This is a genomic window from Williamsia sp., assembly GCF_036566845.1.
GTDB lineage: Bacteria > Actinomycetota > Actinomycetes > Mycobacteriales > Mycobacteriaceae > Williamsia.
The window spans coordinates 1-25,310 of sequence record NZ_DATCVM010000145.1 but is presented as its reverse complement, the minus strand read 5'-3'; the positions used below and the strand labels follow the sequence as shown (position 1 = coordinate 25,310).

The window sequence follows — 25,310 nt, the reverse complement described above, 5'->3', positions numbered from 1 at the left end:
ACAGTGCAACACCGACAGTCGGCCCGTCACCGTTGACGAGGTTGAAAACACCGGCGGGCACCCCGGCTTCGTCCATGATCTCGGCGAAGACCAGGGCGTTGAGCGGAGCGACCTCCGAGGGCTTGAGGACGATCGTGCAACCGGCGGCCAGCGCCGGGGCGACCTTGGCCCCGATCTGGTTCAGCGGCCAGTTCCACGGCGTGATGAAGGCGCAGACGCCCACCGGCTCCTGGACCACCGTCGTCGAGCCGATCTTCTCCTCGAACTCGAAACTCTTGAGCACCTTGAGGGTGGACATGAAATGCCCGAGACCCGAGGGTGCCTGGGCCTTCGCGGCCAGACCGGCGGGCGCACCCATCTCTGAACTGACCGCTTCGGCAAGATCACCCAGTCGCGTCTTGTACACCTCGATCACTCGCTCCAGCAACGCAATTCGTTCTTCGCGAGTGGTGGCGGCAAAAGCGTCGAAGGCATGTCGGGCGGCCGTGACGGCGCGTTCGACGTCCTTTTCATCTCCGAGCGCAATGGTGGCGATGGTCTGTTCGGTCGCCGGGTTGATGACGTCGACGGTTTTGGCCGAGATGGGGTCGACCCATTGACCATCGATGTAGAACCTATGGGTATTGGCGGGTGTCATCGGTTTCTCCTCGCACCTGGATGGGGTTACCTACCTCTCTACCAGTGACAGGTCCCGGTGTTAAGTAAGTGCTGGCACCAAAGCTGCGAACCACGGAGCTGTGAACCACAGAACGGACACGTATGAACATTCCTTGCCGAGGCGGCCGCGTTCAGGTGGTCGGTGCGATCAACGTCGACCTGGTGGTCGTCACGCCGCGCCTCCCCGCACCCGGCGAGACCGTGGTCGGGCCGCGGATGGACCGGTACGGAGGCGGCAAAGGCGCCAACGCCGCTGTCGCCGCCGCTCGAACCGGTGCCCAAGTCGAACTGATCGGTGCGGTCGGGTCCGACGACAACGGAGAATCTGCGCTGGCCGAACTCCGGGCCGACGGCGTGGACATCGGATCGGTATCGGTGTCGGCGGAGTCCCCCACCGGCGTCGCGTTGATCGTTGTCGACGAGGCCGGCGAGAACCAGATCGCGGTCGGGTCGGGGGCAAATGCGGAGGTCGATGCCGCGCAGGTCGACGAGGCCATCACGAAACGCAGCCCGCCGAGCGACTGTGTCCTGGTGAGCACCGAGATACCCGGTGATGCGGTGGTCGCCGCGGTCCGTGCCGCGGAGGCTGCGGGCGTGTGGTGCATCGTGAATCCCGCTCCCCCGATCCCGGAACTGGCGGAGGTACTTCGTCACCACCCGATCCTCACCCCCAATGCCGGTGAATGCCATGCCCTGGCGGCGATGTCGGGCAAGGACGCGGACACGGTCGGAGAAGCCGCCGACGCACTCATGCAGACAACCGGAGCCCCGGTGATCGTCACCTTGGGGTCCGGCGGCGTCCTGGTCGGCACCCCGGCAGACGGCTTCGAACACCTCGACGCGGAACCCGCCGTGGTCCGGGACACCACCGGCGCCGGCGACACGTTCAACGGCGTCTTTGCCGCACACCTGGCCGCCGGTGCCACGCTGATGGAGGCAGCCAGAACCGCGAATTCGGCCGCCGCACGGTCTGTCTCGTACGTCGGTGCGCGGGCAGGTATGTAGCCGGAAAACGAACTCCGCCCACCGACCTCACACTCGCGCAGGCCGCGGGAGCGTGGGGAGGTGAGCGAAGTGGTTGGACCGGTTGATCAGCGCAGGGTTTCGATGATGGCGCTGAAGTCCTTCGCGCCGTTCTCCTGTGCGTAGTCGGCGTAGAGCGTCGCGGCGTGCTCGCCCAGCGGGGCGATCGCGCCGGTGGACTCGACCGCGGCCATGGCCAGACCGAGGTCTTTGTTCATCAGTGCAGTGGCGAACCCCGGCTTGAAGTCGTTGTTCGCCGGCGATGTCGGAACCGGTCCGGGCACCGGGCAGTTGGTGTGCACCGACCAGCAGTTGCCGGTCGCACCGGTGATCACGTCGAAGAGGGCCTGTGCCTCGAGGCCGAGCTTCTCGGCCAGGACAAATGCCTCACCGATCGCGATCTGCTGTACGGCGAGCACCATATTGTTGCAGACCTTGGCGGCCTGACCGGCCCCGGAACCACCACAGTGGATCACCTTGCCGGCCATCGGATCCAGGATGCTCTGGGCGGCCACGAAGGCCTGGTCGCTGCCGCCGACCATGAAGGCCAAGGTGCCGGCGTCGGCACCCTTGACACCGCCGGAGACCGGGGCGTCGAGCTGGGCGAAACCGTGGTCCGCTGCCTGCTGGTGCACCTTGCGGGCGTCCTCCACCGAGATGGTCGACGAATCGATGAGCAGCGCACCGGTCTTGGTACCGGGCAGGATCTGCGAGTAGCAGTCGATGACGGCCTTACCGTGCGGCAACATCGTGATCACGACGTCGGCGTCGGCCACCGCTTCGATCCCGCCGGCGAACACCTCGATCCCGTCAGCCGTCGCGGCCACACTCGCCTCGGGCGACGGATCGAATCCGTGCACGGTGTGTCCGGCCTTCACCAGGTTCTTGGCCATGGGTCCACCCATGTGACCGAGTCCGAGGAACGCGATGGTGCTCATAGGTACTGCCCCTTTGTCGACTTGTCGGCCTCTGCCCGGCCGATCACAACCCGCATGATCTCGTTGGTGCCCTCCAGTATTCGGTTCACCCGGAGATCGCGGACGATTTTCTCCAGACCGTATTCCTTCAGGTACCCGTACCCACCGTGTAACTGCAACGCCTGATCGGCGACGTCGAAGCAGGTGTCGGTGACGTACCGCTTGGCCATCGCACACAACTCGACCTTGTCGGGATGGTCTGCATCGAGCGCGCTTGCGGCCTTCCAGAGGATGAGCCGTGCGGTCTCGAGTGAGGTGGCCATATCGGCGAGCGTGAACCGGATCGTCGGCTCGTTGATCAGTTTGCCGCCGAAGGCTTCTCGATCAGAGACGTACGTGATGGCCTTGTTGTACGCCGCCTGCGCACCACCGAGCGAGCAGGCCGCGATGTTGATCCGGCCGCCGTTGAGGCCGTTCATCGCGATGCCGAATCCCTTGCCTTCTTCTCCACCGAGAAGATTGGCGGCCGGGACGCGGGCACCTTCCATGATGACCTGCGCGGTGGGCTGCGCGTTCCAGCCCATCTTCTGCTCGTTGACGCCGAAGGACAGCCCGGGGGTGTCCGACGGCACGATGAACGTCGAGATCCCACGCGGACCCTCGGCGCCGGTGCGCGCCATGACGATGTACACGTCGGAGACGCCGCCACCGGAGATGAACTGCTTCACCCCGTCGAGGACGTAGTGATCGCCGTCCCGAACGGCCTTGGTACGCAACGCCGCAGCGTCACTTCCCGCAGCCGGCTCGGTCAGGCAATAGCTCGCGATGGCCTCCATCGATGCCATCTTCGACGCCCACGTCCGGCGCTGCTCCTCGGTGCCGTAGGAATCGACCATCCAGGTGCACATGTTGTGGATCGACAAGAATGCGGCGGTGGTGGGATCGGCCTTGGCCAACTCCTCGAAGATTCGGACACCGTCGATACGGCGGAGTCCGCTACCTCCCACATCCTCGCTCGTGTAGATCCCGGCCATGCCGAGCCCGGCGGCTTCGCGTAGCTCCTCGGCCGGAAAATGCTTGCGCTCATCCCAGTCGAGGGCGCTGGGCTCCAGGCGCTTTCGCGCGAAGGCCGCCGCGGTATCGACGATGACCTTGTCGTCCGCGCTCAGTTCGAACGGCGAAAAGGTCTCATCTGACATCGAAAACCTCAGTCCATGGTCGGGATGACGAACTCGGCGCCATCCTTGATACCCGAAGGCCAGCGAGTGGTGATGGTCTTGACCTTGGTGTAGAAGTTGATCGACGCGGTTCCGTGCTGGTTGAGATCGCCGAATCCGGAACGCTTCCAGCCGCCGAAGGTGTGGTAGGCCACCGGCACCGGGATCGGCACGTTGACGCCGACCATGCCGACCTGCACCCGCGAGGTGAAGTCGCGTGCGGCGTCGCCGTCCTGGGTGAAGATCGCAACACCGTTGCCGTACTCGTGGTCGGTCGGAAGGGCCAGTGCCTCTTCGTAATCGTGGGCCCGGACGATGCAGACAACGGGTCCGAAGATCTCGTCGGTGTAGATCGTCTGATCCTTCTTCACGTGGTCGAAGAGGGTGGGTCCGATGAAGTAGCCCTCGTCGAGGCTCTCACCGTCGAATGTCAGATCGGTCGCTGCGCGCTCGCGACCATCGATGACCAGTTCGGCGCCGGCGTCGACACCCTGCTGGATGTAGTCCTTGACGCGCTCGAGGGCGGCCTTGGTGACCAGCGGCCCGTAGTCGGCCTTGATGTCGTGGCTGTGGCCGACCCGCAGCGCGTTGACCTTGTCGACCAGCTTCTCGCGCAAGCGGTTTGCGGTGGCCTCACCCACCGGCACGGCAACCGAGATCGCCATGCAACGCTCGCCGGCACTGCCGTAGCCGGCACCGATCAGCGCATCGACAACCTGATCGAGGTCGGCGTCGGGGAGGATGATCATGTGGTTCTTGGCGCCACCGAAACACTGGGCGCGCTTACCGTTTGCCGCTGCCGTGGAGTAGATGTACTGCGCGATGTCGGAGCTGCCGACAAAGCCGAATGCCTGGACGTCCTCGTGGTTGAGCAGTCCGTCGACAGCTTCCTTGTCACCGTGGATGACCTGGAAGACACCGGCAGGCAGACCGGCTTCGAGGAACAGCTCGGCCAGACGAACCGGCACGGAGGGGTCACGCTCGGAGGGCTTGAGGATGAAGGCGTTGCCACAGGCCAGCGCGGGGCCGGCCTTCCACAGCGGGATCATGGCCGGGAAGTTGAACGGCGTGATGCCGGCGACCACCCCGAGGGGCTGACGGACCGAGTGCACGTCGATGCCGGTGCCGGCACCCTCGGTGAACTCGCCCTTGATCAGGTGCGGGATGCCGATGGCGAACTCGATGACCTCGACGCCGCGCTGGATGTCGCCCTTGGCGTCGGGGATGGTCTTGCCGTGCTCGATGGAGAGCAGTTCGGCGAGTTCGTCGACGTTCTGGTTGACCAGGTCGACGAACCGCATCATCACGCGGGCGCGACGCTGCGGGTTCCACGCAGCCCACACCTTCTGCGCCTCGACGGCGCCGGCGACGGCGGCATCGATGTCGGCCTGATTGGCCATCGGGACGGTGGCCTGCACCTTACCGGTGCTGGGATTCATCACATCGGCCGTGCGGCCGCTGGTTCCGGCAGTGCGAACGCCGTCCACAAAGTGGTCGATTTGCCTGGTCATGGGGTCCTCACAGTCATCTACGAACGTGTTGTCTCGATCACTATATACTAGGATCTCCTAGTATTGCGAGGGTTCGTAGATGACTGCGGGACGGCCCCTACCCGGTCTTACGCCGGAACTGCTGCGGCCCACCTTCGGGACCGTGCTGACCACCGGCCTTCGATCCGGCGTCCTTGTGGTCTTCGGCCAGCTGTCCCTTCTGCTTCTTGCGCTCGAGGGCCTCGCGGAACTTACGTTTGGTTTCTGAATCGGCAGTCATGCCGTCTCCCTTCACTTGGGTCTTTCGCGAGCGTAGCCACCGCAGGTCGCGATGTCAGGCAATTTTCCTGCAGCCGGACTCAGGCCGTATGCGGCCGATGGACAGTGGTTTTCTCCACCGATCCGTCCGCGGCGAAGTACTGCCATTCCCCCGTCTTCTTGCCGTCCTCCCGATGCCCCCGATCGATGAGGTTGCCCTCCGGGCTCCACCGTTCCCACAGACCGGTCTTCTCGCCGTCGACGAAGGTCCCCTTCTGCAGCAGACTTCCGGTGTCGCGATACCAAACACTCTCGCCATGAAGGATCCCGAAGCGGTAGTTCGATTCGGAACGCACGGTGCCATCACGAAAGTAGTGCCGCCACAATCCTTCTCGACGCCCATTGTGGTAGCTACCGACAGAATCTCCCCGCCGCGCATCGGCCTCACGCCATAGCCCGGTCTTGTGCCCCTTCGGATCAAGGGCATTCTCGGCCTCTTCGCCATCATCGCGGTTCATCCGCCCAGGTTACCGAGCCCCGATCGCGAACTGGGATTACCAACCCTTATTCGCTAAAGTCACTCCCCTGACGCGACTACCCGGGTCGAACCAGCCGACCATTAGGTTACCCTTAGTCGCCAAATGTCCACATAGAAAGAGATGCAAATGCCTGTTGTGATCCTGTACGGCAGTGAGACCGGCACCGCGGAACTCGTCTCCGATGCGATCTCCGACGTCCTGGCCCAGCAACACGATGTGTCGATGTACGACATGGCCGACTTCGCGGTCGAAGATCTCGACACCGACGACTTCGTGGTCGCGGTCTGCTCCACCTACGGCGACGGCGAACTCCCGACCGGGGCCGAACCGTTCGCCGAGGGCCTCGACGACGAAAAGCCCGACCTCACAGGCCTGCGGTTTGCCGTCTTCGGACTCGGCGACAGTGTCTATGACGAAACGTTCAACCGCGGCGGCGAGATCATCGCCGAGAAGCTGACCGAACTCGGCGCGACCCAGGTCGGCGAGCACGGACGCCACGACATGTCGTCGAAGGTGGCCGCAAAGGCTCAGGCCACCGAATGGGCCGAAGGCCTGACCAAGGTGATCGGCGCCTGATCCGGCTCGGCGCCCGAACTCCGTCTCCCTGACCCGCACCCCCGGCGCGGATTACGCTGCGGACATGTCGACAGCAACCGTAGTAGCCGATCTGGTGTCCGCGCTCCCGGACGGCGTGGTGGTCACCGACCCCGACATCGTCGCAGGCTACCGGCAGGATCGGGCGGCCGATCCGGACGCCGGGACCGCGATCGCCGTCGTCCGGGCGACAAGCACCGCCGATGTGCAGGCGACGGTCCGCTGGTGCGCCGAACACCGGATCCCGGTCATCCCCCGCGGCGCCGGGACCGGACTGTCCGGCGGCGCCACGGCACAGTCGGACGGCATCGTCCTGACCACCGAGAAGATGCGCGACATCACCGTCGATCCGGTGACCCGCACCGCGATCTGCCAGCCCGGCCTGCTGAACGCCGAGGTGAAAGCGGCGGTCAAGGAACACCATCTCTGGTATCCGCCGGACCCGTCGTCCTTCGAGATCTGCTCCATCGGCGGCAACGCCGCCACCAACGCCGGCGGACTGTGTTGCGTCAAGTACGGCGTCACCAGCGACTACGTCCTCGGGCTCGAAGTGGTCCTGGCCGACGGACGCGCCGTCCGCCTCGGCGGGCCCCGCCTGAAGGACACCGCCGGGCTGTCGCTGACCAAACTCTTCGTGGGCAGCGAAGGCACCCTGGGGATCATCACCGAGGTCACCCTGCGGCTGCTGCCACCGCAGCCGCCGGCATCGACGGTGGTGGCGTCGTTCGCATCCGTGCACGCCGCGTCACAGGCCGTCCTGGCCATCACCTCGACCATTCGCCCGGCGATGCTCGAGTTCATGGACAAGGTCGCGATCAACGCCGTCGAGGATCACCTGAAGATGGGACTCGACAGGTCCGCCGGAGCCCTACTCGTCGCCCAATCCGATGCACCCGGTGCTGCCGCGGCCGCCGAGGTCTCCGTCATGGAACAGGCCTTCACCGACTGCGGGGCCACCGAGGTCTTCTCCACCGACGACCCCGACGAGGGTGAGGCCTTCACCGCGGCACGACGTTTCGCGATTCCCGCGGTCGAGAAGATCGGACCGCTACTCCTCGAAGACGTGGGCGTCCCACTGCACAAGCTGCCCGATCTGATCGACGGCATCGAGGCCATCGCCGCGAACCGCCGGGTGCTCATCTCGGTGATCGCACACGCCGGCGACGGCAACACCCACCCGCTGATCGTGCACGATCCGACCGACCCCGACGAGACAGCTCGCGCCAACGCGGCCTTCGGCGAGGTCATGGATCTGGCAATTGCACTGGGCGGCACCATCACCGGCGAACACGGCGTCGGCCGGCTCAAGAAGGGATGGCTGCCCGACCAGCTCGGTGACGACGTCATCGAACTGACCCGGCGCATCAAAGACACCCTCGACCCGCTGGGCATCCTCAACCCCGGCACCATGCTGTAGCCCCTGCTCCTCCCCACCCTCCCAACCGCCCCGCCCCGCCACCCCACCCCCGAATTCGCTCCACCTGCTGACGAACGCTCCGGGTGCAACAGGAGCGTTCGCAGGCGGGCGGAGCGAATTCGGGAGGGGTTGGGCACGGGCGGGGGTAGGTGGCCGGGGGCAGTCAAACAGTTGCATTTGCTGGCCAGCGCCCAGATCGCGGCGTTACCTTTTTGACCGACCCCCCCACGTCGTTCTAGGAGGAGCCCGTGTCCGGCAACCGATCCACCCGCCTGGTCGCGACCGTCTTCGGAGTGAGCGCCATTGGCCTGGGCCTGCTCACCGCTTGTTCGGACGACTCGGACGACGGCACTCCCGTCGCACAGTCGACGACCACCGAGACCACATCGACCACTACTGAAGCGACGACGAACACCGCGGCCGACTGTGGCGACCCACCAACCGGACCACTGGCCGTGCCGACATCTTCGGTTGACTACGTCACCGGTACGGCCGGCTACTCCGTGACCCTGTCCGACGGCACCACCCAGTGTGTGACCGTCGAAACAGATTCGAGCGCAGGCGAATACAGCACGTCGGGCAAGGAGATCGACATCCAGTTCGGCGATGCCTCCGCCGGCATCCTGCTCACCATCGACGGCGAGACCGCGGGCAATCTGCCCGACGACGTCCCGCATCAGGTGGCAGATGCCTTCATGGGTCTGCAAGTGGACGGCGGTTACTTCGCCGACAGCATGCACACCGGTTGCGACGTCACCCTGACCGGTTTCGACGACGAGTCGATCACCGGAACCTTCACCTGCACCGGCCTGGCGCTGTTCGACGGAGGTCCGTTCAGTGCCGCCGGGGACCCGAGTGTGACACCACAGCCGCTGGACACGTCGCTCGAAAGGGCCGAGGGCTGGTTCTCGGTTCAAACATGACTGCGCGACGCCCCAAAATTCGCGCCGCCTCCCCACGTCCGCTCCGGTTGCACCCGGAGCGAATCACGGCAGGCGGAGCGAATTTGGGGTGGGGGGGGTCAGTCGATCGCCTCGAGCAGTCGGAGCCAGACCTCACTCACCGACGGGTACGACGGCACCGCATGCCACAGGGTTGACATCGGTACGCGTCCCACGATCGCGATGGTTGCGGCGTGGACGAGTTCGTCGACCTCGGGGCCCACGAATGTGGCGCCGACGATGACGTCGGAAGCCCGGTCGATCACCAGGCGGGCTCGGCCGCCGGCGTCGTCCCGCAGCAGACCGAAACCGGCCACCGAGGTCATGTCGACGTCGGCGAGTTTCACGTCGATCCCCTTGCCGACCGCCTCGCGTTCGGTGAGCCCTACGCCGGCCACCTGCGGATCGGTGAACACGACCTGCGGGACGGGAACGTCGGCCGGCACCGGCGGCGGGGTGCGGTCCTCGGCGCGGGCTGCGATGGTGTGCCCGACATTTCGAGCCTGATACTTACCCCAATGTGTCAGCGCCGGACCACCACTGGCGTCGCCGACCCAGTACAGCCACGAGGCGTCTTCGTTGACCGAATCGAGCCCGATCCCGTCACGGGTGGGGCGTCGGCCCGTGGCCACCAGGATCTCGTCGGCGGTGATCGACTCGCCCGCCGCCGTCACCGTCACCGCATCGCCGTGGATGCGGCCGACCCCCGTGTCCGCCGCGACCGGCCGGACCACCTCGGACACCTTCACGCCGCACCTGACGTCGATGCCGCTGTTGGTCAGGCCCTGGGCCACCAGTTCCCCGGCGAAGGGCTCCGACTTCGCCAGGAGCGGACCGCGCGCCAGCAGCGTGACCTTGGTGCCGAGCGCGGCCATCCACGTTGCGGCCTCGCAGGCGACCACGCCGCCACCGACCACGATCAGCGACCCGGGGATCTCGCGGACACCCGTGGCGTCGCGGGAGGTCCAGGGCTGCGCAGGTGCGTAGATGTCGGGAATGACGGGCGTGCTCCCCGTCGCCACGACAACCGCCTGACGGGCCTTGACGATTTTGGTGCGGCCACCGTTGTCGACCTCGACCGTCCGCTTCCCCGCCAGGATTCCGTGGCCGCGAATGACGTCGATGTTGATCCCGTGGGCCCACTTCACCTGGCCCTCGTCCTCGTAGTCGCGCACCCAGGCGTCCCGGCGACGCAGCAGTTCCTCCGGGAGCATCTTCTTGCCGACCTTGATGCCGTCGAGTTGGCGAGCGGCCGCGTGGACCGCAACCGGTCGCAGCAACGCCTTGCTGGGCATGCAGGCCCAATAGGAGCATTCACCGCCGAGGAGTTCATGCTCGATGATCACCGCGGTCCGTGATGATCCGGCGATGGCATACTGCGCCGCAACCTCGCCCGCTGGCCCTCCACCGATCACTACGACGTCGTACTCGCTGTCTGCCATCACCCCACCTTGCCACTGCACCCCAACAGGTTCCAGACGTGGGCACGGGTCAGTGGTCCGTGGGTCCCATCGCGCTGTCCCCGGGCGCGGACGCAGCCTTCTGTATCAGCTCGACTTCGAACTCGGTCTCGCGTTCCGCGGCGTGCCGCGCCAGCACGAAAACCGCCCGCAACATCACCACGAGTGCAACGCCGGCGACCACGCCTTCGATCCAGTTCACGTCGATGCGCTCACCCAGGATCAACACACCGAGGGCCATCGCGACGGCGGGCTCCCAGACGGTCATCGCCGGGAACGACGTCTGGAGGTCGTGCGCCGCGAACGCGAGCTGCTGGGTGATCACCGACCCGGCCGCGACGAGGATGATCAGGTAGATCTCCGGATGCACCAAGACTTGGACAAAGCCGTCCTCGAGCTGGGTCATCACACCTTTGAGCAGAAACGCCTGCACACCGGTGAGCAGACCCGACGCCGACCCCAACAGGAGCGCCCGGTGGTGCGGCGAGACGAATCGCGAGGCCACGACCAGCGCGGCCAGCACCGACACCACCACTACGATCGTCGCGGCCAGGACCCCGACCGAGACGTTGTCCAGACCCGGTTCCGGCTGGGCGATCACCACAAACGCGGCGATGCAGATCGTGAGGATCACGCCCCACTTCCACTCATGGAAATTGAGACGCCTATGGTCGAGATAGGCCTCCATCGGCAACGCGAACAACACCGACAACACAATGAGTGGCTGCACCAGGAGTAGCGATCCGAGGCCCAACGCGGCGGCCTGCAGCGCGAAGCCACCGGCCGCGATCACAACCCCGAGCCACCACCGTCTGGTGATGCCACCAGACGGCGTCGAGGAGCGTTGACGCACGAGGGTCCCGGTGGCGACGAGCAGAGCTGACAGCGTCGCCAACAGCGCCGGGAGGAACAGGTGCACGCTCCTGACACTACTTGCCCGGCGAGGCGGAAGGAGGCGAGCGAATGCGCGATGTGACCCACCCGGCAACGACGTCCGAATGAACACCTGGCATCCAGGTACTCGTGTTCCTGCACCGGTCGCGTCCGCGACTGATAATCGAGATGCCCTGTTCAGATCCGAGAGGTGACCACCATGTCATTGGCCGACTACACCGACGCCGAACTCGACATCGACCTGCGCTGGTGGGACGCCGCCAACTACCTGACCGTCGCGCAGATCTATTTGCAGGACAACGTGTTGTTGCGAGAGCGCCTACAGGCCGAGCACATCAAACCGCGACTTCTCGGCCACTGGGGCACCAGCCCCGGACTGTCGATGATCTACACGCTGATCAATCGCCGGATCCGCGACACCGGGTCGAAGTGGCTGTACATCACGGGCCCCGGCCACGGCGGCCCGGCGCTGGTCGCCTCCACTTACCTCGAGGGCACCTACAGCGAGATCTATCCACGTATCTCCCCCGACGCCGACGGCGTCCGCGCACTGTGCCGGCAGTTCTCCACCCCGGGCGGCATTCCCAGTCACGTCAGCGTGCAGACCCCCGGTTCGATTCATGAAGGCGGCGAACTCGGCTACGCGTTGATCCACGCCGCCGGCGCCGCGTTCGACAATCCCGAACTGGTGGTGGCCTGTGTGATCGGCGACGGCGAGGCAGAGACCGGCCCGTTGTCCGGGTCGTGGAAGATCCCGGCCTTCCTGAATCCGGCGCGCGATGGCGCGGTGCTCCCGATCCTCCATCTCAACGGAGCGAAGATCGCGAGCCCGACGGTGCTGGGCCGGACCAGCGACCGCGACATCGAGGCCTATCTGTCCGGGCAGGGCTGGGCGCCGGTGTTCGTCGAAGGCAGCGATCCCCGCGAGGTGTTCGCCGATCTCGCGCGGGCGATCGTCGACGCACACGAAGAGATCGCGACGATCCAGTCCGACGCCCGCAGCGGCGCGCCAGGTGGCAACAAGTGGCCGGCGATCGTCCTGCGCACCCCCAAGGGATGGACCGGCCCACACACGGTCGACGGCAAGCTCATCGAGGGAACACACTGGAGCCATCAGGTTCCACTCTCGGGTGTGCGGGACAATCCCGAACACCTTGCTCTGCTGGAGGATTGGCTGCGCAAGTACCGTCCCGAGGATCTGTTCGACTCAGACGGAACCCTCGTGAGCGAAATCGCCGAGCTGGCACCCTCAGGCGATCTGCGGCTCGGCGCGACGCCGTACGCCAACGGCGGCCGCAACCTCGTCCCACTCCGGATCCCACCGCTGCAGCCGTATGCACTGCAGATCGATGCGCCCGGCGCCACGTCGTACGAGACGACCAAGGTGCTCGGCGAACTGATGCGTGACATCTACCGCGACAACTCCGACGCCGACCACGGCGGCAACTTCCGGTTGTTCTCGCCGGACGAGACGGCGTCGAACCGACTGCAGGCCGTCTTCGAGGTGACCGACCGCTGCTGGCAGCTGCCCCGCACCGAGTTCGACGACGGGATCTCCCCCGAGGGGCGGGTCATGGAGGTCCTCAGCGAGCATCTGTGCCAGGGATGGCTGGAGGGATATCTGCTGACGGGGCGTCATGGTCTGTTCGCCACCTACGAGGCGTTCGCCATGGTGAGCGTGTCGATGCTGGTGCAGCACGCCAAGTGGCTGCAGCACGCGGTGGCCCTACCGTGGCGCGAACCGGTTGCGTCGTTGAACGTGCTGTTGACGAGTACCTGCTGGCGCAACGACCACAACGGATTCAGCCATCAGGGTCCCGGTATGATCGATGCCGTCATCCCGCTGTCGCCCGAGGTGGTCCGGGTCTGGCTGCCACCGGATTCGAACACGCTGCTGTCGGTCGCCGATCATTGCTTCCGCAGCCGCGACCACGTGAACGTCCTCGTCGTCGACAAGCAGTCACACCCGCAGTACCTGACACTCGAGCAGGCCAATGAACATTGCGCTGCCGGTGCATCGATCTGGGAATGGGCCGGTACCGAGCATCCGACCGAGGTCGGCGCCGAGGAAGAACCCGACATCGTGCTCGCCGCCGCCGGGGACGTGCCGACCGAGGAGATCCTCGCCGCAGCGCACCTCCTTCGTGAATGGGTGCCGTGGCTGCGGGTCCGGATGGTGAATGTTGTTGACCTGATGGTCCTTTTGCCGCAGAACGACCACCCGCATGGTCTTCCCGAACAGAAGTTCATCGACCTCTTCACCGCCGACACCGATGTGGTGTTCGCATTCCACGGCTACCCGCGGGCGGTCCATCAACAGCTGCACGGCCGCACCAACGCCGACCGGTTCCACGTTCGAGGATTCAGCGAACAGGGCACCACCACAACGCCTTTCGACATGGTGGTGCTCAACAGGATGAGTCGCTACCATCTGGTACTCGAAGCGCTGCGCCGCACCCGTCGGGTGCCCGAGAAGAGTGCCGAACTCGCCGAGTTCTGCCAGACCCAACTGCAACGGCACCACGACTACGTCCGCGAACATTTCGAGGATCTGCCCGAGATCCGCGAGTGGCACTGGTCGTGACGCTCGGCGAAAGTTACTCCTGACCAGCCGTCGAGCGTGCCCATCAAACCGTTGACCGGGCCCAACGCGCCGTCGAGCGTGCCCATCGAACCATCGACCGTGCCCAACGCGCCGTCGAGCGTGCCCATCAAACCATCGACCGTGCCGATACTTCCGGCTACCGCGAACCGGTCGGCGCGGCGGGTGGTCGTCGCGCGCGAAGTAGGGCATCCTGGATCAGGTGAGTGGGTTGACCGCATCGACGCGCGCGATGCTTCGTGATGATCTGGAACGGCTGATGACGCTGAGCCGCGACCAGATCGAGTGGGCCTGCTCCGATGCCACCGCGCTGGCCGAGCTGATCGAGTTCGGCTTCGACGAGGTGGTCGAACTGCGCGAGACCGCCGAACTCGAATGGTGCCGCGGCGACACCGAGTGCGCGCAACATCTCGAACAAGAGGCTTCGGCCTGGAACGCCACTGTGCGCCTGCTTCGTACCGCGCTGGCCGAATCGAACAGGGTCTCGAACACCGGCAGGCATCGCCGCACGGCCTGATCGTCCCCGATTTCGTCGACCGGCGGGTTAACGTCGAAACCGTGAGTCGAACACTGATCTTGATGCGACACGGCAAGTCCGGATACCCCGACGGGGTGGGCGACCATCAACGCCCGCTGGCCGAGCGTGGCCGGCGGGAAGCCGCCCTCGCGGGTCGATGGATGAGTGATGCCGGGCTCACTGTGGACGCCGTCCTGTGCTCCACCTCGACGCGGACTCGACAAACGTTGCAACGCACCGGAATCGCCGCTCCGACCACCTACCTCGACGACATCTACGGCGGTGACCCCAACGACGTCTTCGAGGCGATCCGCGTCCACGCCCCCGCTGCCGCGGCGACGATCCTGGTGGTCGGGCACGACCCGGGTATGCCATCGACCGCACTCACGCTGGATCCCGACGCACAGATCCCGCGGTTCCCGACTTCGGCATATGCGGTCATGCAGATCGGGTCATCCTGGGCCGAGATCGGATTGACGCCCGATCCCGGCAACCGGATGATCCAGATGTCGATACCGAGGGAATGACGGCACGCTCAACGGTTCGATAAGCACGGTCGACGGCTCGATGGGCACGCTCGACGGCTCTCGACGGCTATTTGACGAGGGCTCGCTCCAGGATCGGTGCGAGGTCGAGTCCGGTGGGCAGGGTTCCGTAGGCTCCGGCCCAATCCCCGCCCAGACGCGAGGTGGCGAACGCTTCGGCTACGGCCGGATGACCGTGCCGCAACATCAATGACCCTTGCAGCGCAATACAAATCGATTCCGCGATCCGGCGGGCGCCGGCCTCCCCCGCGGAGGAGAGCTGATTCTTCAGCCCGGCCAGGTGGCGGTCGTAGCGATCGTCGAGCCCGGTGGCACGGTCGAGTTCGTCGAACAGTGCATCCACCGACTTCGGCGCCGTCGCCATGGCTCGCAGGGTGTCGAGTGCACTGACGTTGCCGCTGCCCTCCCAGATCCCGTACAAGGGCGCCTCCCGATAGAGCCGCGGCATACCCGAATCCTCGACGTAACCATTGCCGCCGAGACATTCCATCGACTCGGCCACATGTGCGGTCGCGCGCTTGCACAGCCAGTACTTGGTGGCCGGCAGGCCGATCCGCCGCAGCAGCGTCTCGGTGTCGTCGCCGCGTTCGGCGGCGTCGGTGGCACCGGCCATCCGCATCGACACCATCGTCGCGGCCTCGGACTCGATCGCCAGATCGGCGAGCACATTGCGCATGAGTGGCTGGTCGATCAGATACTCGCCGAACACCTTTCGGTGCTGCGCGTGATGCACCGCCTGCGTCAGTCCGTGCCGCATGTTCCCGGCGCTGGCCAGTGCGCAATCGAGCCGGGTCAGGTTCACCATCTCGATGATGGTGCGCACACCGCGCCCCTCATCCCCGACGAGCCACGCAGTGGCCCCGTCGTATTCGACCTCCGACGACGCGTTGGCGTGGTTGCCCAGCTTGGTCTTCAAGCGCTGCAGACGCATCCGGTTGCGGGTGCCGTCGGGCAACACTCGTGGCAGGAAGAAACACGACAATCCACCGGGTGCCTGCGCCAGGACCAGAAAGAGGTCCGACATCGGCGCGGAGGTGAACCACTTGTGCCCGGTCAGTGTGTAGCTGCCGTCCGGGTTCGGTGCGGCGGTGGTCTGGTTGGCCCGGACATCCGAGCCACCCTGTTTCTCCGTCATCGACATCCCGGCGATCAGTCCGGGCTTGCCCGACGGCACCGACAGCGTCGGGTCATAGACGCGCGAACTCAGCAGGGGTTCATAGATCGCAGCCAGGTCGGGATCATGGCGCAGCGCCGGAACCACGGCGTACGTCATCGAAATCGGGCAGACGTGACCGGCCTCGACGTTCCAGACGCCGAGTTTGGCGGCCCGCACCACGTGGGAACCGGCCCGCGCGTCGGCCCACGGCGCGCCGTGCAGTCCGTGCTCAACCGCCACCTCCATCAGCTGGTGGTAGGCGGGGTCGTATTCGACCTCGTCGATGCGGTGTCCGTATCGGTCATGGGTTCGCAGCACCGGTTCATTGCGATCGGCCAGTTCGCCCCACCGCTGCGCCTGCGCAGTTCCGGCGATCGCACCGAGCGCCGCGACCTCGTCGACGCCCCAGCCACCGCCTTCGCGGACGAGTGCCTCCGACAACGCCGGGCTGGTGGCCGGGTTGTATCCGACAAGCGGTGGAACCTGATTGATCACTTCGTGTGTATCGACCATCACACCATCGTCCCATCTGACGAAACACCACGCTTTCGGACGGGTCATTCCAGGGAATGTGCACTTCACGAGGTTCACAACCGGCGAACCATCGCAAGTCCCCCCATACTGGACGCCCACGCATCCAGCAACCAGGAGAACAGCCACGGTGAAGCTTCCCGCATCGAGCGCAACTGTCCGTCCAGACACCGCGCCGGCTCGAGCGCTGTTCCTCGTCCACGACGACGACACCGATCGCGGGATCGCGGACACCGGCACCCTCCGCGAACACGTCGCCGAACGAGGATACGAGATCGAGATCGTCCATCCGTCCGATGAGTTCCCCGATGTGACCACGTTCGAGTTCGTGATCGTCATGGGTTCCGCCGAGGCGGCCTACGACGACTCCGTTCCATGGCTCGCCGCCGAAATCGCCTACCTGCGTTCGGCTCTGGCCGCCAACGTGCCCATCTTGGGCGTCTGCTTCGGCGGACAGCTGCTCAGCCGGGTTCTCGGTGGCAAGGTCAAACGCTCCGAGACACCCGAACACGGATACGTGACCGTGGAAACCGTGGCCCCGGAACTCGTCTCCCGCGGACCGTGGATGCAGATGCACTTCGACCGTTTCACCCTCCCACCCGGAGCCCGGGAGATCGCCCGCAACGGGGCTGCGCTGCAGGCCTTCACGTTCGGGAAGAACCTCGGTGTCCAGTTCCATCCGGAGATCTCACCGGCGGTCTGGGCGACGTGGCAGGCCAGCTGGGCCGCCACGCGTGAAGGCCAGCTGGTTGTCGAACGCGGCATCGATCTGCAACAGATCACCGCCGAGATCTCGGCCCGCGCGGACGAATCACGGACGAACTGCGGACTCCTCCTCGACGCGTTCCTCGCCCTCGCCCGAACGTCGGTCTAGCGCTGCCGCCCGAACTCAGACATCTCGATAGACCTCGCGCCGATGGGCGACGCGAATGACCAGGACGGTGAGCACACCGTCGTTGATCTGGTAGATGACATGGTAGTCACCGGCTCGCACCCGCCACCTGTCCTGCACGCCGACGAGTTTTGTCGCTTTCGGTGGGCGTGGATTGTCGGCGAGCAACGCGATGACTCCCTCGATCCGGAGGCGGTCACGCTTCTCCAGCGCGCGCAACATCTTGTCGACGCCGCGCGTCCGGTTGACCTCGTACGTCATGCAGTGATTCCGAGGTCCCGTTTCGCCAGGCCCCAGGGAATCGTCTCACCGTCACCGGCTTCATCGAGCTCCGCGAGTGCGCGGTAGTCGTCGGCGTCGTCGAGGCTGTCCAATAGGGCCTCGAAGCCTTCATATCCCATCAACACTGCGACCGGCTGCCCATGGCGGGTGAGCCGAATCGCCTTGCCGTGCAGCGGGAGTTCGTCGATCACGGCCGCGAGCTGTTCACGCAACTCGGAGACGGGTATGGAGCCAGGCGTCGTGGTCATCCACCTATTGTACGTCGACGTACAATACTTTCGTACTCACTTTTGAACTTGGCTTCCGTCGTGTACACATCGGATCGATTCAGGCTCCGGTGTAGGGCGGGACGGCAAGGCACGGGACCCCGCGCGGATGTTCGGGATCGAGTGCGTTCAGGACCATTGCGGCCGTCCGCTGGTTGGCGACGATCGACAGATGATCGGACCGATCAGCCGAACAGGTGTCCTGGACAACGATGTTGGTGACCTCGATGCCGGGCGGCCCCGCGAGGATCCCGCTGGTGTACGGAGTCACCAACTGGTCGTACTGGGTGACGATGTTGGTGTAGGTGATGCCCTCGACGTACGGTCCGCCGCCGGCGTCGATGGCCGCTTCGAAGGTGACATCACCCGGGGCGGGGACGCAATCCGGGCAGTTCGTGTCCGGGACCGCGGCCGGAGGAAGGCCCAGACCCTCGACGAAGACAGCGGAGATGTCCGAATAGTTCGATCCGTCGTCAGAACCCTGCCAATACGGTGCCAACGACACGTACTTGTCGATGTCGGCGGCGCCGCCGTAGTACTTGGCCCAGTAGGTCGGGATCTGGGTGCCCTGCGAATGACCCACGACGTCAACCTTTTCCGCCCCGGTCTTCGCCAGCACGTCGTCGACGAAGAGCTTCAGCTCCCACGCACTGACGTCCTTCGGACCGAGCCCGCCGATGCGGGAGGCCGGCCACACCGGCGAGAGCTCGCCATAGGTGAGCGCGAAAACGCAGTAGCCGGCATTCTTCAGCGTCGGAACCATCGAGATCCAGTTGGTCTGCTGGCTGCCGGCTGTTCCGTGGACCAGGACCACCGGATTCGGATGCTCGGCCGAGGGTGTGCAGGTGTAATCGTTCGATCCGGGCAGAGATCCACCGGGGTTCACGAGTTCGGCGGGGATCCCGGCCAAGAAGTTGTAGGTCACCGGCAACGGCGCGGCGTGCGCCGCCGGCGCGATCCCCATCCCGATCACCAGCAGGATTGTCGTGACCAGCACCGATCGAAGTGTCCACCGCATGAGACCCATCCTTGCGCGTTCGTCCCGCCGAAACCAGTACTTCAGTCAATCCTCGTCCGGCATGACCAGATCGAACCTGACGCCGAGCAACCGGATCGGACGATCGAGCTCGAACTTGTGCAACACGGCGAGCATCGCGGCGTCCAGCACGGCCAGGTCGGTTGTCGGCGCCGGCAGTTTGTGCGACTTGGTCCGGGTGTAGAACGTCTTGGTCCGCACGGTCACCGCCACCCGAAAAGGTATGCGCTGCTCGGAGATCACCTGCTCCAGGAGTTCGCGCGTGAGCCGGCTGACCGCGTCGTCGATCTCCACCGGATCGGTGAGATCGGTCGGAAACGTCTCGACCTTGCTGTGCGAGCGGGCGATGAACGGTTCGGTACTGACGTTGATGTCGCCGCCCCCGCGAGAGAGGAGGTTCAGCCAATTCCCCAGATGTGGCCCGAACTCCGAGACCAGGCGATCGCGGTCCTCGGCGGCCAGTTGCGCCACCGTCATCAGACCCAGCTTTTCCAGCTTGGCGGTGGTCTTCGGTCCGACACTCCACAGATCGCCGACACCGCGCTCCCCCATGATCGGCATCCAGTTCTGGTTGTCCAGCGAAAAGACATGGTCCGGTTCACGTTTGGCGAAGCCGGTCGCCATCTTGGCCCTCTGCTTGTTGTCGCTGATGCCCACCGCCGACGACAACCGGTTGTCGTCGAGGATGCGTCGACGGATCGACCCGGCCAGCTCACGGAGATCTACGGCTCCGCCGTCCACGGGAACTCCGAGGAAGGCCTCATCCCAGCCGATCACCTCGACCGGATACCCGAAATCTCGCAGTGTCGACATCACCTCATCCGAGGCCTCGTCGTACAACGGATGATCGAGCGGCAGATAGGTCGCGTCGGGCATCTTGCGGAACGCCGACCGTAGCGGCATACCCGCCCGGACACCCTGATCCCGGGCCTCGTACGACGCGCACGTGACGACCTTGCGCGGTTCCATCGGATCCCCGGTACCCCCGACGATCACCGGGACGCCGACCAGGTCCGGATTCCGGCGGCGCTCCACGGAGACCTGGAACTGATCCAGGTCGATGTGCATGATGCCGCGAAAACGGCGAACCGGAGGCGATGTCATCCCTGCCGACACTATGGGAGAACGAGGTCAGGCGCCTGGAAAAGTCCAGACGCCTGACCACCCCGCGAATGTGGGCCTACACACCGTCCTCATTCGAGTCCGGCGGATATGTTCCGTTCGCGGATGGATTGAACTCGTTGGTGAAGAGTTCCTCCACCTTGATCCCGGCCGGCAGTTCGCCGAGCCGCACCGCTTCATCCACCCAGACGGTGAACTCTTCGGGTTTGATCACGCCGCCCGGTACCGGGATGCCCGGACTCTTCCACTTCTTCACGAAATCGGTGTTCTCGTTGCGTTTGAAGACGGTTCCGAGGTTGCCAGCGTCGAGTTGCCCCTGGCGCAATGCCAGTTCGGTGTTGATCGGCGGCACCACGGTGAGCGCGACCTCCTTGATGTCGGCGTCCGAGACACCCTCACGATGCAGCCACTGTTTGATGGCGTACTCGTGATAGGCGCCAAGGGTGTTGATGCCCACGGTCTTTCCCACCAGATCCTGCGCCGTCTCGATGCCACTGCGCTCCAGAGAGTAGTAGCCGTAGAACGTCTGGTCGTCGGATCCGTAGGTCGAAACAACCCCGGTCACCTTCGATCCGGCCTGTTGGAGCTTTGCCACCGACCCGTTGAACGCACCACCGGTGTCGATCTCGCCGGTCGCGACCGCCTGGATGTCCTGCGGCCCGCTGGTCGTGTCGCCCACCCCTGGTACCGCACCGAGACCTTGCCGTCCTCACCCACCTCCGCCGTGGCGCCCGACGAACACGATGCGAGCAACATCGTGATGGCGGCGAAGACCGCAACGACGGCACTGGCGGCGACCCGTGGACGAATGCTCATGCGACCTCCTCGTGTCTGGTGCTGCCGCAGGCCTAGGAACCGACGAACTGTTCGCCGGAGATGGACACCGATGGCCGGCCGTCGACGCCGACGGGAACGTCGCCCTCGATGGTCGTGCGGTACAGGGTCCGCGCCACGTCGAGGTGGTTGATGTCGCCCGGCGCCAGGTGCGCGGTGGCGCGGTTGTCCCACACTGCGATGCTCCCCGGCAGCCAGCGGAACCGGACCGTGTACGCGGCCTTGGTCACCTCGTCGAAGAGCAGATCGAGGAGGGCGTCACTCTGCCGTCGGCTGTAACCGATGATCCGGTGCGTGAAACCCGGCTGGACGAACAGGATCCGTTCCCCAGTCACCGGATGGACCCGCACCACAGAGTGTTCACTGACCAGCGGAGCCTTGCTCACCTTCTCCCCGTACTTGCTGTCGGGCTTGAAGACCGGGTGACGGCCCCCGAATCGGTGCTCGGCGCGCAATCCGTCGACGAGTTCCTTCAACGGGTCCGGCAGACCCTCGTACGCGGCTGCCAGATTGGTCCAGCTGGTGTCTCCTCCGCGCACCGGCGCGACGTCGGAACGAAGGATCGTCACGGCCGGCGGATTCACCAAAGCTGTGACATCCGTGTGCCATTCATTGGTGTAACTGGCAGTCTTGATCCCGAACTTGCGCTCGAAGTCCCGGTTGTCGACCTTCAGGATCTCGGGGAACTCGGTTGGGGCATCGTCGTCGTACGGATGCGATGCCGTGACCCGCCCGAATGTCCGCGAGAATGCGATCTGCTGGGCGTGGTCGATCTGCTGGTCGCGGAAGAACAGCACCTTGTAGTGATGTAACCCCTTGGTCAGGGCCCGGGACTGGTTCGGTGTCAGCGGATCTCGCACATCGATTCCGTCGACCTCGGCTCCGATGTGCCCGGCAACGGGGAAGAACTGGAGGTCGGTGCGGGTGGTGTTCTCGGTGATCGTCATGGCTGCTGTTCCTTTCGGGTTTGGTCAGGCACTCTTGCGGGCGAAGAAGGGATCCCCGGACACGGACCGGGACTGCTGTCCACCGACGCCTTCGGGCACATCGCCTTCCACGGTGGTGCGATGCAGAACCCGGACCACATCGAGGTGATCGAGGTCGGTGGGAGCCTGGTGGATGGTTGCCCGGTTGTCCCAGACACCGACGCTGTCCGGGGTCCAGCGGACGCGGACGGTGATGGCCGGGTTGGTGATCTCCTCGAACAGCAGGTCCAGGATCCGGTCACTCTGCGAGGGGCTGACACCGAGGATGCGGCTGGTGAAACCGGGATTGACGTAGATCAGTCGCTGGCCGGTCACCGGATGCACCCGGATCACCGGATGTTCGCTGACGATCGGTGTCTGCGACGTCAGAGATTCTGCTTCTGATCCACTCTCCCAACGCTTCTCACGTCCACCAAAGCGGTTCTCGGCATACAGACCTTCAAGGAAGCGCTGCAGCGATGACGGTAGATTGTCATACGCCGCACCGAGATCGGCCCACGTGGTGTCGCCACCGACGTCGGGAACGAGCTCGGCCCGCAGCACCGTCACCGCCGGCGGATTGATCAGCGCGGTCACGTCCTGATGCCAGAAGTTGGCATAGCTGTACTTGCGGGATCCGCCGCGGCTGGCGTAGGTACGCGAATCCACCTCCAGCACTTCGGGATAACCGGCCGGAGACTTGTCGGTGTAGCCAAGTGGATGAGCGTCGGTGACCGGTCCGAAGTACTTGGTGAACCGAATCTGCTGGGCATGGTCGATCTTCTGATCCCGGAAGAACAACACCTTATACTCGTACAACGCATCTCGGAGCTCCTGCTGCGCCCGGACATCGAACTCCTCGGTCAGGCTCACACCCGAGACCTCGGCACCGATATAGCCGGCAATCGGTTCGACCGTCAATGCCGACGCCACCGATTCTTTGCTGCCGGCGTGGTCGAGTTCCGCGTCACTCCCGGTCCGGTTGATAACTTCCGTCATTGATCTTCCATTCTCTATTCGATAGGCGGGCTGTCCGCTTCCTTGATGGATTTCCATTGATCACGGAGGGTCCGGTCGCCGGCAAGGCAGACATCCACATTGTGAAATTCGGGGCTAGATAGGTTCACCAGGCGCACAACTGTTTGCGACCGGCCGTGGGGGGACCACGATGTCCACCAAGGACTGCACACATCCCAGGGGGAACACATGACCGGAGACGAAGCGGAGCGGAGCTCGACCCTTGTCACCGGAGACAGAGCGGAGCGGAGCTCGACCCCGGTGGGGACAGACGGAGCGGAGCGGAGCTCGACCCTTGTGACCAGGAGGGAGCAATCAACCGGGCGGACCGGTTCGCAATCGGTCGAGCGCGCGATCGCGGTGCTCTTTGCCATGGAAGGTGAGGAGCGTTCACTCACGATCAGCGAGCTGGCGGGCCGGGTCGGTCTGCCGGTGAGCACAACGCACCGCATCGCCCAGGCGCTGGTGCGCGACCGACTGCTGGCCAAGGAAGGTCCGAGTTCCTATCGGATCGGCGACGGGATCACCGCGCTCGCCCATACCGCCGCCCGCCAGATCGACATCGAAGCAGCGGCTCCTCACCTGCACGGGTTGTCGTCAGGGATTCGTATCACCGCCAGTCTCGGTGTGGTCGAACACAGTGAGGCCGTGACCCTCTATTCGGCTCGCCCGCCATCGATGTTCTGTGGCCACCAGCTGCCGACCCGCCGGACCAGGCTCGAGGACAGCGCGATGGGCCAGGCGATCGTCGCATTCGGTCAACGCCGGGATCGGCGCCTTGCTGCCATTCCGGATGTACAGGCATCACGTCGACGCGGCTACTCGGTGTCCTCAGCCGACGGCGTCACCGCGATTGCGGTGCCTGTCTTCGACAGCGACGGTCAGGTGCGGGCGTCCATCGGCGTTCAGGCACGCAGCGTCAGGCTCAACCCCACACTGATCAATCAGATCCACCCGGCCATGCGACAGACCGCCGAGTTGCTGCGCGGTGTGGTCGCCGAGGGCCCGGTCCGGACAAACATCGATCAACTTATACGCGCCACGATTTAATCGTGGTGTTTCTTCCACAATGTGAAATACGTTGTTGGAGCCCAAGTGGAACCCGGTCAACAATCGGTCCACATCTTCATTCCATGTCCGTTAGATGACGTCTTCTGTGCGCTTCGAATTGATCGGACGAATCGAAAGGAAAGCAGTGAGTCACATTCACAAGTGGCGCGTTCTCATCGCAGCCGCACTTGCATTGACCGTAGGAGTGAGCGTTGCTGCTTGCGGTTCGTCCTCCGACGATGCGACCGTCACCGCAGACGGCAAGACCGAACTCAGATACCTCAGCCAACCGTCAACCGTCCAATTCCCGGAATTGGCAGCGGAACTCGGCTACTTCACCAAGGTCACGATCAAGTCGGTCGGAGAGACCACCAGTGGCCCGCAATCGATTCAGGCCACCGCGACCGGCGACACCGACTTTGGCGCTGCGTTCAACGGTGCCATCGTCAAACTGAACGCGGGCGGTTCGAAGATCACCTCGGTTGTCGACTCATACGGCGCCGACGACGAGACCTTCAACGGCTTCTATGTGCTCGACGGTTCGCCCATCACGAGTGCCCGCGACCTCATCGGCAAGAAGGTCGGCGTGAACACCCTCGGCGCCCACTCCGAGTTCGTCATCCGCGAATGGCTTGCACGTGAAGGGCTTTCGAAAGACGAGATCGCTTCGGTCCAGTTGCTCGTGGTACCGCCCATCAACACCGAATCGGCGTTGCGCGAGGGACAGATCGACGTCGGTGCCTTCAGCGGCATCTTCCGCGACCGGGCGCTAGAGCAGGGCGGCATCCGGGTGTTGTTCACCGACGCGGTCTTCGGTGACTTCAGCTACGGCACCTACATCCTTCGCGACGACTTCATCAGCAAGAATCCGGATGCGGTCAAAGACTTCGTGCAGGGCACGGCTCGGGCCATCCGCTGGACCCAGGTCACGCCCCGCGAGGAGGTGGTAGCGAAGTTCAAGGAGATCCTCACCAAGCGGGGCCGTGGCGAAGACCCCGCGCTCGCCGAGTACTGGAAGTCCTCATCGATCCCCACACCCGGTGGCGTCATCAAGCCCGAAGAACTGCAGCTCTGGATCGACTGGCTGG

25 protein-coding genes and 1 pseudogene are annotated in these 25,310 nt (G+C 64.9%); 10 read left to right on the top strand and 16 right to left on the bottom strand.

What is annotated here, in order from left to right; genetic code table 11:
* Positions 1-637, bottom strand: a 637-nt coding sequence (locus VIQ49_RS14205) for an aldehyde dehydrogenase family protein (protein WP_331885640.1), incomplete at its 3' end; no start/stop codon positions are given.
* A gap of 122 nt (positions 638-759) precedes the next feature.
* Between VIQ49_RS14205 and VIQ49_RS14200 the strand changes: the two genes are divergently transcribed.
* Positions 760-1,662 carry a PfkB family carbohydrate kinase gene (locus VIQ49_RS14200; protein ID WP_331885638.1) on the top strand — a complete coding sequence of 301 codons (903 nt, stop codon included), beginning with the start codon at positions 760-762 and terminating at the stop codon, positions 1,660-1,662.
* A gap of 86 nt (positions 1,663-1,748) precedes the next feature.
* Here the strand turns inward: VIQ49_RS14200 and mmsB are convergent, their stop codons facing one another.
* From mmsB to VIQ49_RS14175, 5 genes are all read right to left on the bottom strand, one after another.
* On the bottom strand, positions 1,749-2,618 hold the full coding sequence (gene mmsB, locus VIQ49_RS14195; RefSeq protein ID WP_331885636.1) for a 3-hydroxyisobutyrate dehydrogenase: 870 nt from the start codon (positions 2,616-2,618) through the stop codon (positions 1,749-1,751).
* Positions 2,615-3,796 carry an acyl-CoA dehydrogenase family protein gene (locus tag VIQ49_RS14190; RefSeq protein WP_331885634.1) on the bottom strand — a complete coding sequence of 394 codons (1,182 nt, stop codon included), beginning with the start codon at positions 3,794-3,796 and terminating at the stop codon, positions 2,615-2,617. Before VIQ49_RS14190 ends, mmsB begins: the two co-directional genes overlap by 4 nt.
* Before the next feature lie 8 nt (positions 3,797-3,804).
* Positions 3,805-5,325 (bottom strand): CoA-acylating methylmalonate-semialdehyde dehydrogenase, encoded by a 1,521-nt coding sequence (locus VIQ49_RS14185; protein WP_331885632.1) that lies wholly within the window; start codon positions 5,323-5,325, stop codon positions 3,805-3,807.
* A gap of 97 nt (positions 5,326-5,422) precedes the next feature.
* Entirely contained in the window at positions 5,423-5,584 is a 162-nt protein-coding gene (locus VIQ49_RS14180) for a DUF5302 domain-containing protein (RefSeq protein WP_331885630.1), read from the bottom strand.
* 79 nt (positions 5,585-5,663) lie between these two features.
* Positions 5,664-6,080 carry a hypothetical protein gene (locus VIQ49_RS14175; RefSeq protein WP_331885628.1) on the bottom strand — a complete coding sequence of 139 codons (417 nt, stop codon included), beginning with the start codon at positions 6,078-6,080 and terminating at the stop codon, positions 5,664-5,666.
* A 147-nt stretch (positions 6,081-6,227) separates the two neighbouring features.
* Between VIQ49_RS14175 and VIQ49_RS14170 the strand changes: the two genes are divergently transcribed.
* The 3 genes from VIQ49_RS14170 to VIQ49_RS14160 all read left to right on the top strand — a co-directional run bounded on the left by VIQ49_RS14170 (position 6,228) and on the right by VIQ49_RS14160 (position 9,035).
* Complete coding sequence (locus tag VIQ49_RS14170; protein WP_331885626.1) at positions 6,228-6,677, top strand: flavodoxin family protein; 450 nt, start codon at positions 6,228-6,230, stop codon at positions 6,675-6,677.
* Between the two features lie 64 nt (positions 6,678-6,741).
* Positions 6,742-8,112: an FAD-binding oxidoreductase gene (locus tag VIQ49_RS14165; RefSeq protein WP_331885624.1), complete on the top strand. Its 1,371-nt coding sequence runs from the start codon at positions 6,742-6,744 to the stop codon at positions 8,110-8,112.
* Positions 8,113-8,360: 248 nt separating this feature from the next.
* Complete coding sequence (locus tag VIQ49_RS14160; RefSeq protein WP_331885622.1) at positions 8,361-9,035, top strand: hypothetical protein; 675 nt, start codon at positions 8,361-8,363, stop codon at positions 9,033-9,035.
* A gap of 98 nt (positions 9,036-9,133) precedes the next feature.
* On the opposite strand, the gene VIQ49_RS14155 is transcribed toward VIQ49_RS14160, so the two are convergent.
* Both VIQ49_RS14155 and VIQ49_RS14150 read right to left on the bottom strand, forming a co-directional pair.
* The gene (locus VIQ49_RS14155) at positions 9,134-10,495 is read right to left on the bottom strand and encodes an NAD(P)/FAD-dependent oxidoreductase (RefSeq protein WP_331885620.1); all 1,362 of its coding nucleotides are present in this window, start codon (positions 10,493-10,495) and stop codon (positions 9,134-9,136) included.
* Positions 10,496-10,544: 49 nt separating this feature from the next.
* Positions 10,545-11,432 carry a DMT family transporter gene (locus VIQ49_RS14150; RefSeq protein WP_331885618.1) on the bottom strand — a complete coding sequence of 296 codons (888 nt, stop codon included), beginning with the start codon at positions 11,430-11,432 and terminating at the stop codon, positions 10,545-10,547.
* A 174-nt stretch (positions 11,433-11,606) separates the two neighbouring features.
* On the opposite strand from VIQ49_RS14150, the gene VIQ49_RS14145 reads away from it, so the two are divergent.
* The 3 genes from VIQ49_RS14145 (at position 11,607) to VIQ49_RS14135 (ending at position 15,053) form a co-directional block, all read left to right on the top strand.
* Positions 11,607-13,991, top strand: a complete 2,385-nt coding sequence (locus tag VIQ49_RS14145) for a phosphoketolase family protein (protein WP_331885616.1) — start codon at positions 11,607-11,609, stop codon at positions 13,989-13,991.
* A gap of 220 nt (positions 13,992-14,211) precedes the next feature.
* Positions 14,212-14,526, top strand: a complete 315-nt coding sequence (locus VIQ49_RS14140) for a hypothetical protein (protein ID WP_331885614.1) — start codon at positions 14,212-14,214, stop codon at positions 14,524-14,526.
* A 62-nt stretch (positions 14,527-14,588) separates the two neighbouring features.
* A complete protein-coding gene (locus tag VIQ49_RS14135; RefSeq protein WP_331885644.1) occupies positions 14,589-15,053 on the top strand; it encodes a histidine phosphatase family protein in 465 nt (154 codons plus the stop codon).
* A 67-nt stretch (positions 15,054-15,120) separates the two neighbouring features.
* On the opposite strand, the gene VIQ49_RS14130 is transcribed toward VIQ49_RS14135, so the two are convergent.
* The gene (locus VIQ49_RS14130) at positions 15,121-16,740 is read right to left on the bottom strand and encodes an acyl-CoA dehydrogenase family protein (protein WP_331885612.1); all 1,620 of its coding nucleotides are present in this window, start codon (positions 16,738-16,740) and stop codon (positions 15,121-15,123) included.
* Positions 16,741-16,888: 148 nt separating this feature from the next.
* On the opposite strand from VIQ49_RS14130, the gene VIQ49_RS14125 reads away from it, so the two are divergent.
* Positions 16,889-17,632 carry a type 1 glutamine amidotransferase gene (locus tag VIQ49_RS14125; protein WP_331885610.1) on the top strand — a complete coding sequence of 248 codons (744 nt, stop codon included), beginning with the start codon at positions 16,889-16,891 and terminating at the stop codon, positions 17,630-17,632.
* A gap of 15 nt (positions 17,633-17,647) precedes the next feature.
* Here VIQ49_RS14125 and VIQ49_RS14120 read toward each other — a convergent pair whose 3' ends face one another.
* The 7 genes and pseudogenes from VIQ49_RS14120 to VIQ49_RS14090 form a co-directional block, all read right to left on the bottom strand.
* The gene (locus VIQ49_RS14120) at positions 17,648-17,911 is read right to left on the bottom strand and encodes a type II toxin-antitoxin system RelE/ParE family toxin (protein ID WP_331885608.1); all 264 of its coding nucleotides are present in this window, start codon (positions 17,909-17,911) and stop codon (positions 17,648-17,650) included.
* On the bottom strand, positions 17,908-18,180 hold the full coding sequence (locus VIQ49_RS14115) for a type II toxin-antitoxin system Phd/YefM family antitoxin (RefSeq protein ID WP_331885606.1): 273 nt from the start codon (positions 18,178-18,180) through the stop codon (positions 17,908-17,910). The genes VIQ49_RS14120 and VIQ49_RS14115 overlap by 4 nt, the downstream gene beginning before the upstream one ends.
* A gap of 79 nt (positions 18,181-18,259) precedes the next feature.
* Positions 18,260-19,216, bottom strand: coding sequence for an esterase/lipase family protein (locus VIQ49_RS14110; protein WP_331885604.1), 957 nt, complete (start codon positions 19,214-19,216; stop codon positions 18,260-18,262).
* A gap of 45 nt (positions 19,217-19,261) precedes the next feature.
* Entirely contained in the window at positions 19,262-20,338 is a 1,077-nt protein-coding gene (locus VIQ49_RS14105; RefSeq protein ID WP_331885602.1) for a DNA polymerase IV, read from the bottom strand.
* A 76-nt stretch (positions 20,339-20,414) separates the two neighbouring features.
* A pseudogene (locus VIQ49_RS14100) lies at positions 20,415-21,172 on the bottom strand (ABC transporter substrate-binding protein).
* A 32-nt stretch (positions 21,173-21,204) separates the two neighbouring features.
* Positions 21,205-22,137: a TauD/TfdA dioxygenase family protein gene (locus VIQ49_RS14095; RefSeq protein ID WP_331885600.1), complete on the bottom strand. Its 933-nt coding sequence runs from the start codon at positions 22,135-22,137 to the stop codon at positions 21,205-21,207.
* 24 nt (positions 22,138-22,161) lie between these two features.
* On the bottom strand, positions 22,162-23,154 hold the full coding sequence (locus VIQ49_RS14090; RefSeq protein ID WP_331885598.1) for a TauD/TfdA dioxygenase family protein: 993 nt from the start codon (positions 23,152-23,154) through the stop codon (positions 22,162-22,164).
* A gap of 207 nt (positions 23,155-23,361) precedes the next feature.
* Between VIQ49_RS14090 and VIQ49_RS14085 the strand changes: the two genes are divergently transcribed.
* Both VIQ49_RS14085 and VIQ49_RS14080 read left to right on the top strand, forming a co-directional pair.
* The gene (locus VIQ49_RS14085; RefSeq protein WP_331885596.1) at positions 23,362-24,222 is read left to right on the top strand and encodes an IclR family transcriptional regulator; all 861 of its coding nucleotides are present in this window, start codon (positions 23,362-23,364) and stop codon (positions 24,220-24,222) included.
* Between the two features lie 145 nt (positions 24,223-24,367).
* Positions 24,368-25,310, top strand: a 943-nt coding sequence (locus tag VIQ49_RS14080) for an ABC transporter substrate-binding protein (protein ID WP_414731637.1), incomplete at its 3' end; no start/stop codon positions are given.

Coding starts and splice junctions, on each gene's coding strand:
- VIQ49_RS14145 (WP_331885616.1), top strand. CDS start 11,607: ATGTCATTGGCCGACTACACCGACGCCGAACTCGACATCGACCTGCGC.
- VIQ49_RS14200 (WP_331885638.1), top strand. CDS start 760: ATGAACATTCCTTGCCGAGGCGGCCGCGTTCAGGTGGTCGGTGCGATC.
- VIQ49_RS14120 (WP_331885608.1), bottom strand. CDS start 17,911: ATGACGTACGAGGTCAACCGGACGCGCGGCGTCGACAAGATGTTGCGC.
- VIQ49_RS14185 (WP_331885632.1), bottom strand. CDS start 5,325: ATGACCAGGCAAATCGACCACTTTGTGGACGGCGTTCGCACTGCCGGA.
- VIQ49_RS14190 (WP_331885634.1), bottom strand. CDS start 3,796: ATGTCAGATGAGACCTTTTCGCCGTTCGAACTGAGCGCGGACGACAAG.
- VIQ49_RS14170 (WP_331885626.1), top strand. CDS start 6,228: ATGCCTGTTGTGATCCTGTACGGCAGTGAGACCGGCACCGCGGAACTC.
- mmsB (WP_331885636.1), bottom strand. CDS start 2,618: ATGAGCACCATCGCGTTCCTCGGACTCGGTCACATGGGTGGACCCATG.
- VIQ49_RS14090 (WP_331885598.1), bottom strand. CDS start 23,154: ATGACGGAAGTTATCAACCGGACCGGGAGTGACGCGGAACTCGACCAC.
- VIQ49_RS14110 (WP_331885604.1), bottom strand. CDS start 19,216: ATGCGGTGGACACTTCGATCGGTGCTGGTCACGACAATCCTGCTGGTG.
- VIQ49_RS14115 (WP_331885606.1), bottom strand. CDS start 18,180: ATGACCACGACGCCTGGCTCCATACCCGTCTCCGAGTTGCGTGAACAG.
- VIQ49_RS14095 (WP_331885600.1), bottom strand. CDS start 22,137: ATGACGATCACCGAGAACACCACCCGCACCGACCTCCAGTTCTTCCCC.
- VIQ49_RS14135 (WP_331885644.1), top strand. CDS start 14,589: ATGCGACACGGCAAGTCCGGATACCCCGACGGGGTGGGCGACCATCAA.
- VIQ49_RS14165 (WP_331885624.1), top strand. CDS start 6,742: ATGTCGACAGCAACCGTAGTAGCCGATCTGGTGTCCGCGCTCCCGGAC.
- VIQ49_RS14155 (WP_331885620.1), bottom strand. CDS start 10,495: ATGGCAGACAGCGAGTACGACGTCGTAGTGATCGGTGGAGGGCCAGCG.
- VIQ49_RS14105 (WP_331885602.1), bottom strand. CDS start 20,338: ATGACATCGCCTCCGGTTCGCCGTTTTCGCGGCATCATGCACATCGAC.
- VIQ49_RS14180 (WP_331885630.1), bottom strand. CDS start 5,584: ATGACTGCCGATTCAGAAACCAAACGTAAGTTCCGCGAGGCCCTCGAG.
- VIQ49_RS14130 (WP_331885612.1), bottom strand. CDS start 16,740: ATGGTCGATACACACGAAGTGATCAATCAGGTTCCACCGCTTGTCGGA.
- VIQ49_RS14085 (WP_331885596.1), top strand. CDS start 23,362: ATGACCGGAGACGAAGCGGAGCGGAGCTCGACCCTTGTCACCGGAGAC.
- VIQ49_RS14175 (WP_331885628.1), bottom strand. CDS start 6,080: ATGAACCGCGATGATGGCGAAGAGGCCGAGAATGCCCTTGATCCGAAG.